Here is a 14,645-nt window from a genome sequence, read left to right as displayed (position 1 = left end):
AAAGTTCAAGCCTTTGCAGAATCTCCACCGGGAGCAATTGGTTTAGAATTAGCATTACCCCTACTTTGGCAAAATCTTGTCACCACTGGGGAATTTACAGCTTTAGAATTGTGGCGCGTTTTGAGTCATCAACCAGCAGCTTGTTTGCAGCAGGAAATTAAAGCAATTCAACCCGGTGAAAAAGCTGAATTAACGTTATTTGATCCTCAGCAAACCTGGAATCTAAACAAGGCAAATCTCCAGACTCTTTCTTATAATACACCTTGGTTTGGTCAAGAAATTACAGGTCGTGTTGTGCAAACTTGGTACAATTAATTGCTAAAATCTAATTTAGTACATAAGAACTATGTTAATATTCAATGTCTGATCTCATTCTGTTTTGGCATCGTCGAGACTTACGCATTTCTGATCATACAGGACTAGCTGCGGCCAGAGAAAAAAGTGCAAAAATTGTGGGTGTATTTTGTTTAGATCCCCATATTCTTCAACGTGATGATATTGCCCCCGCCAGGGTAAAATATATGATTGGCTGTTTGCAAGCACTCCAGGAAAGATATCAGCAAGCAGGTAGTCAATTATTAATTTTACAAAATGATCCTGTTGTTGCTATTCCCAAATTAGCAGCAGCATTAAAAGCAAAAGCAGTATTTTGGAATTGGGATGTTGAACCATATTCTCAAATACGAGATTTAGCAGTAATTGATGCTTTGAAAACTCAAGAGATTGAGTTTCTTAACCAAAATTGGGATCAGTTACTTCACTCACCAACGGAAATTTTTAGTGGCGCGAAAACTCCTTATACAGTTTATACTCCTTTCTGGAAAAATTGGATTACTAAACCTAAAGCTAAACCAGTAAAAACTTTAGAAAATCTAGAAAATTTAACAGCTAAAGAACAGGAAATTGCTCAACAAGCAGGGACAATTAATTTACCTTCTGCTGAAGATTTAGGCTTTATTTGGGATGGAGAATTACTAATTTCTCCTGGTGAATTAGCAGCACAAGAAAGATTAGATAATTTTGCCCAATCTGCTATTAATGAATATCAAGAACAGCGGAATTTTCCCGCAGTTGATGGTACATCTCAATTAAGTGCGGCTTTGAAGTTTGGTGTAATTGGTATTAGAACAGTTTGGCAAATTACAATAGAAGCATTAGCAAATAGTAATAGTGAAGAAGTAAATGCCAGTATCCAAACATGGCAAAAAGAATTAGCATGGCGGGAATTTTATCAACACGCTATGTATCATTTCCCAGAATTAGCTAATGGTGCATATAGAGATACTTTTAAAACATTTCCTTGGCGAAATAATGAAACATATTTTCAAGCTTGGTGCGAGGGCAAAACAGGTTATCCTATAGTTGATGCAGCTATGCGTCAATTAAATGAAACTGGCTGGATGCACAACAGATGTAGAATGATAGTTGCCAGTTTTTTAACTAAAGATTTGATGATTAATCCCCAATGGGGAGAAAAATATTTTATGCAGAAACTCATTGATGGTGATTTATCTGCTAATAATGGAGGTTGGCAATGGAGTGCTTCTAGTGGTATGGACCCTAAACCATTACGCATTTTTAATCCAGCTAGTCAAACTCAAAAATTTGATGCAGAAGCTGAATATATTCGTCAATGGATACCAGAATTGCGTTCTGTAGATACAGAATATTTAGTAACTGGGAAAATTCCCCCGTTAGAATGTCATGGAGTCGGATATCCTACACCAATTGTTGATCATCAAAAACAGCAAGCTTTATTTAAACAATTATATCAGCAACAAAAAGCTGTTAGTTAATTATTTGTCTGAATCAGGATATCTGGTTATCGAGTTTCGACTCCGCTCAACTACCGCGAAGTCGTTCGCGGAGCGTGGCGTTAGCCATAGTACAGGATTTAAGGATGTACAGGATATTGATTTTTAATGCTGCTGTAGGGGTAATATCCTTTAGAAAGCAAGCTATATGAGGTTTTCATTCAGTTTGCGCGGTGTTGGAAAGATAATGGTAAAATAGGCATATAAAGGCAATTGTCTTTTGGATCAAATCTAGGAGTTTGAGATGGAAACAATTACTATTAATGTTGATAATGAAGTAGCGAAAGCTTACCGAGAAGCAGAAGTTAACAAACAACAAAAACTAAGTGTCATAATTAAGTTGTTTTTTCAACCTGATTTAGCTAATAAAAGTCTTAGTCAAGTGATGGAAGAAATTGCTGATAAAGCTGAAAAGAGAGGTTTAACACCAGAGATATTACAGGCGATTTTAGATGAAGAAGAATAACCGTATTTATTGCTATTAAATCCTTTTAGAAATATTGAAATTATTACTGCTAATGAATTTTTAACTAGGTTTAATTAATTTTATTTGTCAGAATCAGGATTTTCAGGATTTGAGGATGTACAGGATGTTATTTACCAATTGTCCATTGTTGAATGATATTTATTTGTCTGAATCAGGATATCCAGAATTTGAGGATGTACAGGATGTTATTTACTAATTATCTATTGTTGAATAATACTATTATATTAATCATTTTCTGAATTGAGATTATCAAAATCATTCTACATTCTATCCTGTAAGTCCTTTAATCCTGGACATCCTGATTTAGACGAAAGCCTCTCTTAAAACCGTTTGCATCAGGTCTTCTGCTAGTTGTTTTCGGTGTTTGATTTGTGCTTCTAGTTGGTCTATTATTTTCATTAAATAATCTACTTTTTCAACTATTGCTTTTTGTTCTGCATGGGGGGGAAGGGGAAAACAAAAACTTCGTAATTTAGTTGCATTAATATTAGATTGTCCTATTGCATCACTTTTAACTGTATTACACCACTCTCTATGAAGTTTAGAGTTCATGACATAATTAGTATAGAAAAAACTGATTTCTCCAAGCATTCTATAACGGACTAAATAACCTGCATAAATCATTTTTTTATCAGAAAGAAATAAAGATGTTTTTCCCACTAATTCACGGCTATTAGTTCTATTAAATAGTAAATCACCATAAAATAAAGCATATTGATCTATTTCTTTTTCTTCATTTGTATATACTAAATTTGTTAAATCAGTTAATCCATTTTGTATATTTCCCATTCTTAAAACAGGGATTTTTCCAGCTTTAAGTGATTTAGAACTTGATCCATATTCAAATCCATCTGCAATTTCTACCAAACGACACCAAACCCAACTATCAGGTAAAGAAAAGGGGATTTCATCGGGTGAAATTTCAGAGAGAGGTTTTTCTTTTTTGAGTTTTCCGTCAGCAATTAATTGTTGTTTTTCCGCTTTGATTTTGGCGAGGAGTGCGGCTGCGTCGGTGTCTGGATCACCTTTTTGGATTGGGTTTTGTTTACGCCATTCTGCTGTTAATTGACCAGAAATAGCTTCTTGTAAAATCGCTTGTTTGAGTTGAGAAATTATATTTGATTGCTTTTCATTTTCATGAATTACATAATTATTATTTAAAATAAATTGATGTAATTGTAGAATTTTAGATTCAATTTTATTATCAAAATATATTACTTCTCTTAAAGAATTATTTTGTAAATCATCTAAGAAAGAGACTATTTTTTCTTGAATTATAAAAGATTTATCTTTATAAGGGATTTTTTGTAATCTTAGATTTTTATAATGGCGTGCGTATTTAGAAGAATTTAGATCAATAGACTTTATTAAATAGTAAAAAAACTTTGGGATATATTCATCTATTGGTTTTAATATTTTTACCCCATCAGCACCAATAATAAATGGAAAATCAATATATTTAACAACTTGTGTGTGATCACCAAATATTATAGTAGGAATGTTTTGATCAATCAATAATTCTTTTTCATCACTATATCCTGAAATTAAATCTTTGCTTTGGGAAACAATAGGATAAAGTCCTACTTTTTTATAATCTTTCTGTAATACAGATTCTTTTATGATAAAATTCTTTTTTATTAATGACTCTTCTACATCTATTTCTTCCCATTTCATATCTGAAATAAGCCAATCAGAGATAATTTGAACATAGGTTCTGATATTAACATTAAAAATATTATCCAAATCATTCATTTTAAATGTCCTTTTTTAAAATCTCTAATATTTCATCACTCTTTCTAAAAGAATCATGCAACATATCCAACAACTCAACCGAACTATAACCCCTTTCAACTTCCGCAACATGGGGATTTTTCACATCTATATTAAAACCATTTTTCTCTAAATCATCAAAACTTATCCGCCATGCTTGTTCACCTTCCTCACGTTTATTCCACCATTATTTTAAAGACTGAAACTCATTTTTATTTATCGGTTTTGTCTTAGAATAAGCCTTCACACCTGACGGTAATTGATGTTCCCAAAACCAGATTTCCTTTGTCCGTTCACCCTTGGTAAAAAATAACAAATTAGTCGCCACAGACGCATAAGGTTGAAACACCGAATTAGGTAAACGGACAATAGTATGCAGATTACAAGACTCTAATAAATGCTGACGAATTCGCGCCTTTACCCCATCTCCTGTTAATGAACCATCAGGTAAAACAATAGCAGCCCGGCCGCCATCATGTAAATACCGCACCATCAATAATAGAAACAAATCTGCGCTTTCTGTCGTGCGATAACTCATAGGAAAATTCTCTTCCACACCATCAGTCACCGAAGCCCCAAAAGGCGGATTTGCTAATATTATATCTACCCGATCTTTATTACCAATAGAAGTATATTCTCGATTTAAACTATCTGTATATTCAATATTCGGAACTTCGATTTCATGGAGAAATAAATTTGTCACCGCTAACATAAAGGGTAAAGGCTTAAATTCCATCCCCTTAATCGTCTTTTCTAAAGTTTGTAAATCCCGGACATTATCAACACCTTGCTGACGTAAATGATTAATCGCACAGGTTAAAAAACCACCCGTACCACAAGCAGGATCAAGTACAGTTTCTCCTAACATGGGGTTAACCATTTCCGTCATAAATTCAGTTAAAGCGCGGGGTGTGTAAAATTCCCCATAAGCGCCCGCTGTCTGAAGTTCTCGCAAAATAGTTTCGTAAATATCGCCGAATAAATGTCGATCTTCCGAACTTTCAAAATCAATTTCATTGAGACTATTTAACACCTGACGGATAATAGTCCCATTTTTCATATAATTATTAGTACCCTGAAAAATCTCTTTAATAATTAATGCCCGTTTATTACCCGTGCTAGTGTCTAAATTCCTCAATTTAGGGAACAAATCCTTATCAATAAAATCTCGTAACTCATCACTTGTTAAAGACTTTTTACCATTAGTCATTCCCTGTACAGAAACCGCCCAATTACACCAGCGTAAATGTTCAGGAATAGGGGAAATAAAATCATCTTTAATTAATTCTAATTCATGATCACTTGCATCTAAAATTTTCAGAAATAATAACCAACCTAACTGTTCAATTCTTTGTCCATCTCCAGAAACTCCTGGATCTTTTCGCATGAAATTACGTAAACTTTTAATACTACCGCCGAGATTTTTCATTGTGAATTATGGAAAATGTATAATGTAAGAGAATAACATAAAATAGTTACATTTTGTCAGATTGTCAGAATCAGGTGGTTATCGAGTTTCGACTCCGCTCAACTACCGCGAAGTCGAGATAATATCCAGGATTTAAGGATTTTTAGGATTTGAGAATAGATGAAAAATTAAAATGGAATTGACATAATTTGATTAATCCACTCTTCTGATTGAGAAACTTCCCAAACAAGAATAATTGCTTCAATCGCTTCACTAATTGATAAATTTTGGGAAACAATTAAAACTCCAGCACTGGTTTTTGATATAATAAATTCACCAAATTCCAAAGGCATGGTTTTTCTGTCATGAGTAACTAAGATTCTATCTTGCTGTGCTGCTATTTCTAAAACCTCTGGATCTTTTTTACCTTCTAGGTTTGCTGTATATGCTGATTGAAAATCAATATTGGGTTGTCTTCTAATAGTCCCGGTAACAATCGCTTGTTTCAGGTCTGCATCTGCTTGAAATTTAATAACTGTCATAAATAGCTAAATATCATATTTTTTCTGATTTTTGGATTTGACTGGTTTTTAATTTCTGGTATAGCAAAGGGTTTTTTTCTCTAGTTGATTGTTGTAATTTCTCAAACTCCGTTTCACCTTGCTTTAAATAAGTATCAATTGCTTCACGGTTAGCAAGATAAAAGGCGATCGCTCCATAAACTTGTTCTAATGACAATAAAGGAAAGTTTTGGGCTATAATTTCAGGAGCATCTCCATTGAGAAAACTATATACTATTGAATCTAGCGAAACTCTTGTTCCTTGAATCCAATAACCCTCATTTCTTTGTTCAATATATTGTTTTGTTTTTGTGACAGTTATGGTCATAGGATTAATATTTATTTACCTACTATGTTGATGGCATTATAGCATATTTGTTAGTATTCATTAATCACCTAGTATTATCTGCGTTCCAATTTTATTCATAACTAATTATTCTGCTATTTTATACAACTCACAGGTTAATTCTCGTAAAGCGGAAATATATTGAGATTTACCACCAAATATTTTCACAATTTCTGGAGGAGAACCAAATTGTTTTAGCGGTTCTAATTTCAGTACAGACAAATCTTCAATATTTTCAATTCCCTCATTAGCATATTTTTCTAAAAGTGCATTTAAAACCGCCCTTGCTTTTTCACCATATTTAGTAAAATAATCTCGTTTTCGGACATTTTCTGCTCTTTCTTTACGAGTTAAAGGTGGACGATTCCAAGCAACATAACAAATTAAATCAAACAAATCTAAATCTTTTTTAATTTCCTGTTCTAACTCCTCAACAATAATATCATGGTTTCGTAATTCTGCAATTAAAGCCGTTTTTTTATCTGCTTCCTTCCAGCGTATTAGAAACTCATCTAAACTGCTAAATTCCTGCAATAAATTTTGTTTAGTATAATCCTTTAAACTTGCAGTAACTAAATCTCCTGCTTCATTCAAATATTGCACTCTTTCATTAAGAATCGCAATAGAAACCCCCTGTAATATAAATCTTATCCCGTTTTTCAGAAACAATATTTCCGCCTTGAATAATTTTCGGTTTACTATAGGTAAAATCCTCAGCCCTTTCGTTAAAATTAATCACTTCCCCAGTATCTTGATCAATAATAGATTCCGTTAAATTCCCATTAATATCTTCTATGGTTAATGGTTGATTTTGAGCGAGTTCTTTAATCATAATGGGATGATGATTAAAATTAGGATCAGCAAACTTATCGGTAACATTTCTAAAATCCATGATTGTGAAAAACTGCTTATCAAATTGTTCATTAATTCTTGTACCTCTACCAATAATTTGTTTAAACTCCGTAGGTGATTCAATATTAGAATCAAGTACAATTAATTTACAAGTTTGTGCATCAACCCCCGTCGTCATTAATTTAGAAGTTGTCGCAATTACCGGATAACGTTCTTCAGGATTAATAAAATTATCAAGTTCGCGTTTTCCTTCCTTATCTTCTCCAGTAATACGCATCACATATTTATGATTTTTTAAAGCTAAATTCCCCGCTTCATTGATAATTGCTTGACGCATTCTTTCCGCGTGTTCTGTATCTGTACAGAAAATAATTGTCTTTGCATAAACATCTGTCTTTTTTAAATATTCCATTACCCTTTTAGCGACGGTTTTGGTTCTTTCATCAATTACTAAATGTCTATCAAAATCTTTGAGATTATAAATTCTATCGTCCACAAAATAACCTGATTTATCTCGTTTTCCCATTTCAGGACGATAACCTTCTAAATCTACATTTAAACCCACCCGAATCACTTTATAAGGTGCAAGAAACCCATCATCAATCCCTTGTTTTAAAGAATAGGTGTAAACTGGTTCACCGAAATATTCAGTATTAGAAATTTCTTTGGTTTCCTTGGGAGTAGCAGTTAAACCGATTTGGGTAGCACAACTAAAATATTCTAAAATTTCTCGCCATTTACTATCATCAGCCGCACTACCGCGATGACATTCATCAACTATAATTAAATCAAAATAATCAGGGTTAAATTCTTTATAGGCATCTAGCAAATCATCATCATAATTTACTAAACCTTGATATAAGGCTAAATATATTTCAAAAGCGGTATCAATAACTTTATTTTTAATCACTGTCATTTTGTTTTTAAAATGCCTAAAATCACCACGTTTTGTTTGACTAATTAAAGCAGTTCTATCAGCTAAAAATAAGACCTTTTTCTTAATACCATTTTTCCACAACCGATAAATAATTTGAAAGGCAGTGTAAGTTTTCCCTGAACCTGTAGCCATAACTAAAAGTAAGCGATTTTGACCTTTAGCAATAGCCTCCACCGTGCGATTAATCGCAATTTGTTGATAATAGCGAGGTTGACGACCTTGAGAATCAAAAAAGTAATCAAAACTCGCTATTGCTTCCGCTTCTGGTGTTTCTATTCCTTTAAATTTCTGATATTTCTGCCAAAGTTGATCAGGAGTGGGGAAATCATCAAGATTTAATTCTCGTTCAATTAAATGAGAAAAACCTGATTTATCATGTTCTAAAAAACCATCTCCATTAGAACTAAAAGCCACAGGTAAATCTAAAATTTCTGCATAATTTAAAGCCTGTTGCATACCAGCACCAACAGGATAAATATTTTTTTTAGCTTCAATAACAGCAATCGGAATATTCGGTTTATAATAAAGAATATAATCGGCTTTTTTGCCTTTCCCCGGCGTGTTTGATTCCCTTTTACATAAATTCGACCATCAGTAAAATATACCTGTTCTCGAATTTGCTTGGTGATATCCCATCCTGAACGCACCAAGGCAGGTAAAATATATTTTGTACAAATATCCTGTTCTGAAAGTTCTCGTTTATCAGTCATCGGTCAATTAACCTATTTTGATATAAGAATTACTAATTTAGTATAAGATATTATACGTATTTATTGTATAGATATAAATAAATTGGTTAATGCCGCAGTATCCGATCAGAATTTAGCAATGTTAAAAAAGATAAACTTTCGCAAATCTGACAAGATTGCTATATATTATCAAGTAGAATAAAATATTTGTCTATTGTCAAAAACTGCTGTTATATATGTCCAAAGCTTACACCGTAGAAATTAATCACCAAGGTAAAATATATACTCTGCAAGTTCCTGAAACTGAAACTATCCTCTCAGCCGCTTCAGCTACTGGTTTAGACTTACCGACTTCTTGCGGTGCTGGTGTTTGCACAACTTGTGCTGCTTTGATTACGGAAGGAACTGTAGATCAAGCAGATGGTATGGGTGTAAGTCCAGAATTGCAAAAACAAGGTTATGCGCTACTTTGTGTTGCTAAACCTCTTTCTGATTTAAAAATTGAAACAGAAAAAGAAGATATCGTTTATCAAGCGCAATTTGGGAAAGCTTAGGTAATAATGGACAATTGACAATTGACAATTGACAATTACTAATTACCACTAAGTTTCTGTATTCTCAAAATCAACAATACAAAGGATTGAGACTTATGACAACTCACTTTATTACAGCCGAAATCGAATTACAAGAAACTCCAACTGAATTAGAAAAAGCGATTACAGCCGAATTACAAAAACAAGGTGAACCCCTGCGTTGGGCTATTACTGCTGTTGATGAAGAATCCCAAACTGCTACAGTAGAAGCTGTTGTGACGACTGGAAGTGTTGGTTAATAAGTAATAATTAATGGGCAGCGATCGCCTATAATCATACCAAGCGATCGCACATTTTTTAACTAAAATCTATTAACTGTAATTTCATTTTACCCCCCCAACCTAGATTTTCACAGGCAATATTTTGTGTAGAAATTCGCTTTTGTAATCTTCCTGAAATATTCAATATCTTGATATTTAACATAATTATTGCAGCATTTTATATACAAAACCTACCTTGATAAGTGTGTTCCAAACAATAAATGATCCAAAACCAGAGATTGCTTCATTCCGCTCCGCTCCATTCGCAATGACAATTGGGCATTTTTTTACTTGGAATACTCTAACTCCTGAATTTTGCTGCAAATTAGTAATTAGTCTTAACTATGCACCAACCATATACCGTACTTTTAATTATCCCCACAGGCATAGGAGCAGCGATTGGCGGTTATGCTGGTGATGCCTTACCAGTAGCTAAAATTATATCACAGGTGTGCGATCGCTTGATTACTCACCCCAACGTCATGAATGCAGCGAGTTTATACTGGAATATTCCCAACGCTTTCTATGTCGAAGGTTATGGTTTAGATAAATTTGCGGCTGGAGAATGGGGTTTACGTCCCGTTCGTAGTAATAGAGTCGGTTTACTTTTAGACCAGGGAATCGAACCAGAATTAATGCTGCGACACCTGCAAGTAGCCGATGCAGCCAGAGCAACACTAGGATTAAATATCACAAATCATGTAATTACAGATGCCGCATTAAACGTAGAATTACGGACATCTCCATCAGGTACAAGTTGGGGAACAATCGGGAATCCTGATAGTTTATTACGGGCTGCTGAGAAATTAATTATAGAAGAAAAAGCCGAAGCGATCGCTGTTGTTAGCCGTTTTCCCGACGATATGGACGAAACAGCCGTCCAAAACTATCGCCAAGGTCAAGGAGTAGACCCTCTAGCGGGTGCAGAAGCCGTCATTAGCCATTTATTAGTCCGCACCTTTAAAATCCCCTGCGCCCATGCTCCAGCCCTTTCTCCCAGTCCTCCAGCCCCCAATTTATCACCCCGTACAGCGGCTGAAGAACTAGGCTACACATTCTTACCTTGTGTTTTAGTTGGCTTGAGTAACGCCCCGCAATTTATCATCAACACAGAAGTCCACAATTCTCTATCCACTGATATTTGGGCAGATCAAGTTGATGCTTTAGTTATTCCTACCACCGCCTGTGGAAGCAGTGCTGTATTGAATTTAAGCCAAAAACAATGTCAGATAATTACAATATCAGAAAATAAAACTTTGATCCAAGTTTCTGCCCCCATGTTAAGAATTCAAACCTTACAGGTAAACTCATACTTGGAAGCAATAGGCGTATTAGTCGCTCATAAAGCAGGTATTAATCCTTTATCATTAACAATTGATAATTAACAATTACCCATTATCCAATTAGCAATTATTTATCTAAAATCCTGTGGTTGAACAACAAAAACAAGAACCAGAAATTCCTTACCTAACACGCACCCAAGTCTTAGTAGCAATGGGTGTGACAGCAATTATTCTCTGGATAGTTGCCAAATTATGGTTACGTTGGGGCAATATCATCCTTTTCCGATGGCATTGGCACGAACAAGATTTATTATTAGGAATTGGCTTAGGACTAATCATTACTTTTTTAAGTGGTTTGGCTTATCGTCTTTCTCCTCCTTATCGCAAAAGTGCAGATTATTATCTAGAACTAGTTCTTAAACCTCTAGCTTTACCAGATTTAATCTGGTTAGGATTACTACCAGGTTTAAGCGAAGAATTATTATTTCGAGGTGTAATGCTACCCGCTTTAGGCGCAGATCATACTGCTGTGATCGTATCCAGTCTTTGTTTTGGAGTCTTACACCTCAGTGGACCCGAACAATGGCCTTATGTAGTTTGGGCAACTATCATTGGTATCATTTTAGGTTATAGCGCCCTATTAAGCGGCAACTTGTTATTGCCAATAGTTGCTCACATTGTCACAAATTGTCTATCTAGTTATTTATGGAAAACCCAAAAACTTTAGATTTTTCCCAGTAGGGGCGAAGCATTCGGAAAATAAACTTGGGGAAAAACCGAGAATTTGTCGCCCGAATGCTTCGCCCTTACACCGAATGCTGATGCTTCCAGTCCCGTCAGGGATACGCCCTTACACCGAATGCTTCGCCCTTGTCACTTAACTTACCCTTCAACTGTCCTGAATTTCAGGGGAATTTCAATCCAGAATTCTGTTCCCTGACCCGGTTCTGAGATACACTCCATCAATCCACCATGCTTTTCCACCACAATTTGATAGCTAATTGCTAGTCCTAATCCTGTACCTTTACCAACTGGTTTGGTTGTAAAAAATGGGTCAAAGATTCGTTGTTTCACTTGTTGACTCATTCCTGCGCCATTATCAGCAATACTAACTAGGACATGAGTATTGCTTGTGGAGACTCTAGTAGAAATGCGGATAGTTGGTGAAAATTTAATTTTTGTTTCTGACTCACAGGTGAGGACATCAATAGCATTACTGATAACATTCATGAATACTTGATTCATTTGTCCGGCATAGCATTCTATTTCTGGTAATTTGCCATAATCTTTAATGATTTCAATACCAGAAAAACTACCATGAGACTTTAAACGATGTTGCAGAATTAGTAAGGTATTATCAATGCCTTCATGCAAATCAACGCTTTTGTTTTCTGCTTCATCTAAACGCGAAAAGTTGCGTAATGATAAAACTATTGAGCGAATTCGATTTGTTCCTACTTGCATAGATGACATGATTTTAGGTAAATCTTGTACCACAAAATCAAAATCTATGGATTCTAAAGCAGCTTTGATTTTACCTTCTGGTTTAGGGTATTGGGACTGATAGAGTTGGAGAATTTCTAGAAGTTGTTCGGTGTGGTCATTGGCATGACTTAAGTTACCGTAGATAAAATTAACGGGATTGTTGATTTCATGGGCTATACCTGCTACTAACTGTCCTAAACCAGACATTTTTTCACTATGAATTAATTTTGTCTGGGTTTCTTGGAGTTGGTGGAGAGTTTGTTCTAATTGTGCGGCTTTGGCAGTAGCTTTTGCTTCGGCAACACAGCTTTGTTCATAGAGTTGGGCTTGTTGGATAGCAACTGCGGCTTGGTCTGCTAACTGTTGTAATAAGTCAATTTCTGTTTCTTGCCAGGTTCTAGGGGCTGCACACTGGTGGGCTATGAGTAATCCCCAAAGTTGAGTATCAATTGTAATAGGGACGATGAGATCAGCCTGGATTTGTAAACTTTGTAAAAATTCTCGATGACAAGGAGTTAATATTTCTGTGGATACATTATTAATGGTTCTGGTTCTACCCCGCAAGTAAAGATTCGCAGATGCTTCGGGAAAGCATCCTGATGGTTGCTGAGTTCCCAGGATTGATGGCCAATTACTGTTGATATCTTCAACAATTACATTACCTTCAAATTGATTCAGAAATTTATAAATCAGCACTCGGTCAGTATTAAGAAGAGAACGTACTTCCCTGACGATAGTTTGTAGGGTGATATTCAGGTCTAATGTGCCACGCATCTGATCTGTGACTTCTTTAAGTGCTTTGGTCAGAGATAATGATTTTTCTAATTCAGCGGTTTTTTCTTTAACTCTTTGTTCTAGTTGGTTATTGAGAATATATAATTCTTTGTATGTTTGTTGTTGTTGAATGGCCATTGAGAAGTTATGACATAAACCTGTAGCTAGTGATATATCTTCTCGTTTCCATTCTGGTGCTTGTCCTTTTTTGTTTCTTGCCATAATTCAAAGGAACGATTTGGGAATGTTTGGTAATGATTTTGTTCACGCTGTCCAGCCCAAAGAATTTTGGTGTCAAATTCTGGACGAAAAATGCTGAATACACCAAGAAAGTTTTCCCGATAATGGAGGGGTATTACCATCATGCCCCGGATTGATGTGGGTTTAAAGGCTAGGGCTAATACTCGCAATGATGGTTCTTGATAAAGGTCGGAAATTGCATAAATTTGTCCTGGGTTGGATTCTCCTATCCACTGTTTCCAAACAGGATGCTGTTCAATGATGGTGTTTTCTGATTTGTAGGGTAGTTGGGGTTGTTGACCTGATATGTATAGTTCTTGGGTAGATTCGATATAAAGTCTGCCACCGATGCCGTTAAAAGCAGTTATGGTTTCTTCTACTGCTGTTTGCATTTGCATGGTGGGGAGTTGATGCAGGAGAGTGCTAATCCGGTTAATGATGGCTTCTCGCTTTTGCTGGGTAAGGCTTTCGCTGAGGAGGTTACTTTGAGAGATGGCGATCGCTACTTGGTCGGCAATTTGCTGGACTAATTTAAGTTCCCGCTGGAAAATTGTTCTGGGTTGACTATGGTGTGATACTAATAATCCCCATAATTTTGGTTGTGATGTTTCTTCTGTCAGGTCATAGTTTAAAATTGGCACTACTAAAGACGACTGTACACCCATTGCCTGTAGGTATTGGATGTGACATGAATCAACCTGGCGGTAGTAAATATTCTGGGATAGTAAGCTTTTCCCAGTCTCCTGAGATACAAGTGGTGATAATCCAATTGTGCCGCCAGCTACATCAACAATTGAACGCTGTTGTGCTGATAAGAACATTTCCCTGGCTGCCAAGGGAATATCACTTTCGGGAAAGTGTAAGCCTAATAAGGATGGTAGCCGTTGTTCATGGATGGATTCAGCGATGACTTCACCACTACCATCAGGATCAAACTTATATACTTTCACCCGATCTGTATTCAAGAATGCACGGACTTCATTAACAGTCGTTGTTAATATTTCTTGAAGATCGAGCGATCGCCTAATTTGTTTGATCATCCGGTGCAGTAAACTTTGTTGGTCTAAATTTTGCTGCGAACCGTTTGGTTTATCGGTAAATGTCATTGCTTATCTTCACCTAATCGCAAATATAAATTTTTGTAAAT

At 35.4% G+C, this 14,645-nt stretch carries 10 protein-coding genes and 3 pseudogenes; 7 read left to right on the top strand and 6 right to left on the bottom strand.

Going from position 1 to position 14,645, the window contains the following annotated elements; all coding sequences use genetic code 11:
* The 3 genes and pseudogenes from FJR38_RS23995 to FJR38_RS23985 form a co-directional block, all read left to right on the top strand.
* Positions 1-315 (top strand): annotated as a pseudogene (locus FJR38_RS23995) (amidohydrolase family protein); the annotation flags it as partial.
* Between the two features lie 44 nt (positions 316-359).
* The gene (locus FJR38_RS23990) at positions 360-1,796 is read left to right on the top strand and encodes an FAD-binding domain-containing protein (protein ID WP_168539839.1); all 1,437 of its coding nucleotides are present in this window, start codon (positions 360-362) and stop codon (positions 1,794-1,796) included.
* Between the two features lie 262 nt (positions 1,797-2,058).
* The gene (locus FJR38_RS23985; RefSeq protein ID WP_168539838.1) at positions 2,059-2,280 is read left to right on the top strand and encodes a hypothetical protein; all 222 of its coding nucleotides are present in this window, start codon (positions 2,059-2,061) and stop codon (positions 2,278-2,280) included.
* A 324-nt stretch (positions 2,281-2,604) separates the two neighbouring features.
* On the opposite strand, the gene FJR38_RS23980 is transcribed toward FJR38_RS23985, so the two are convergent.
* The 5 genes and pseudogenes from FJR38_RS23980 to hsdR form a co-directional block, all read right to left on the bottom strand.
* Entirely contained in the window at positions 2,605-4,053 is a 1,449-nt protein-coding gene (locus FJR38_RS23980) for a restriction endonuclease subunit S (RefSeq protein WP_168496965.1), read from the bottom strand.
* A gap of 205 nt (positions 4,054-4,258) precedes the next feature.
* Entirely contained in the window at positions 4,259-5,500 is a 1,242-nt protein-coding gene (locus tag FJR38_RS23975; RefSeq protein WP_217359402.1) for a class I SAM-dependent DNA methyltransferase, read from the bottom strand.
* Between the two features lie 167 nt (positions 5,501-5,667).
* Entirely contained in the window at positions 5,668-6,021 is a 354-nt protein-coding gene (locus tag FJR38_RS23970) for a DUF5615 family PIN-like protein (RefSeq protein ID WP_168496967.1), read from the bottom strand.
* 13 nt (positions 6,022-6,034) lie between these two features.
* Positions 6,035-6,367, bottom strand: coding sequence for a DUF433 domain-containing protein (locus FJR38_RS23965; protein WP_168496969.1), 333 nt, complete (start codon positions 6,365-6,367; stop codon positions 6,035-6,037).
* 105 nt (positions 6,368-6,472) lie between these two features.
* A pseudogene (hsdR, locus tag FJR38_RS23960) lies at positions 6,473-8,884 on the bottom strand (EcoAI/FtnUII family type I restriction enzme subunit R).
* Positions 8,885-9,099: 215 nt separating this feature from the next.
* Between hsdR and FJR38_RS23955 the strand changes: the two are divergent.
* The 4 genes from FJR38_RS23955 to FJR38_RS23940 all read left to right on the top strand — a co-directional run bounded on the left by FJR38_RS23955 (position 9,100) and on the right by FJR38_RS23940 (position 11,726).
* A complete protein-coding gene (locus FJR38_RS23955) occupies positions 9,100-9,417 on the top strand; it encodes a 2Fe-2S iron-sulfur cluster-binding protein (protein WP_168539837.1) in 318 nt (105 codons plus the stop codon).
* A 95-nt stretch (positions 9,418-9,512) separates the two neighbouring features.
* Positions 9,513-9,695 (top strand): hypothetical protein, encoded by a 183-nt coding sequence (locus FJR38_RS23950; protein ID WP_168539836.1) that lies wholly within the window; start codon positions 9,513-9,515, stop codon positions 9,693-9,695.
* A 365-nt stretch (positions 9,696-10,060) separates the two neighbouring features.
* Positions 10,061-11,101: a DUF3326 domain-containing protein gene (locus tag FJR38_RS23945; RefSeq protein WP_168539835.1), complete on the top strand. Its 1,041-nt coding sequence runs from the start codon at positions 10,061-10,063 to the stop codon at positions 11,099-11,101.
* Between the two features lie 43 nt (positions 11,102-11,144).
* Positions 11,145-11,726, top strand: coding sequence for a CPBP family intramembrane glutamic endopeptidase (locus FJR38_RS23940; RefSeq protein ID WP_168496979.1), 582 nt, complete (start codon positions 11,145-11,147; stop codon positions 11,724-11,726).
* Positions 11,727-11,881: 155 nt separating this feature from the next.
* On the opposite strand, the pseudogene FJR38_RS23935 reads toward FJR38_RS23940, so the two are convergent.
* A pseudogene (locus FJR38_RS23935) lies at positions 11,882-14,604 on the bottom strand (GAF domain-containing protein).
* Positions 14,605-14,645: the final 41 nt, after the last annotated feature.

Source organism: Anabaena sp. UHCC 0253, assembly GCF_009712085.1.
In the GTDB taxonomy this organism is placed as follows: domain Bacteria; phylum Cyanobacteriota; class Cyanobacteriia; order Cyanobacteriales; family Nostocaceae; genus Dolichospermum.
Note: the sequence above shows the minus strand (reverse complement) of the source record. Positions and strands in the feature narration are given on the sequence as shown.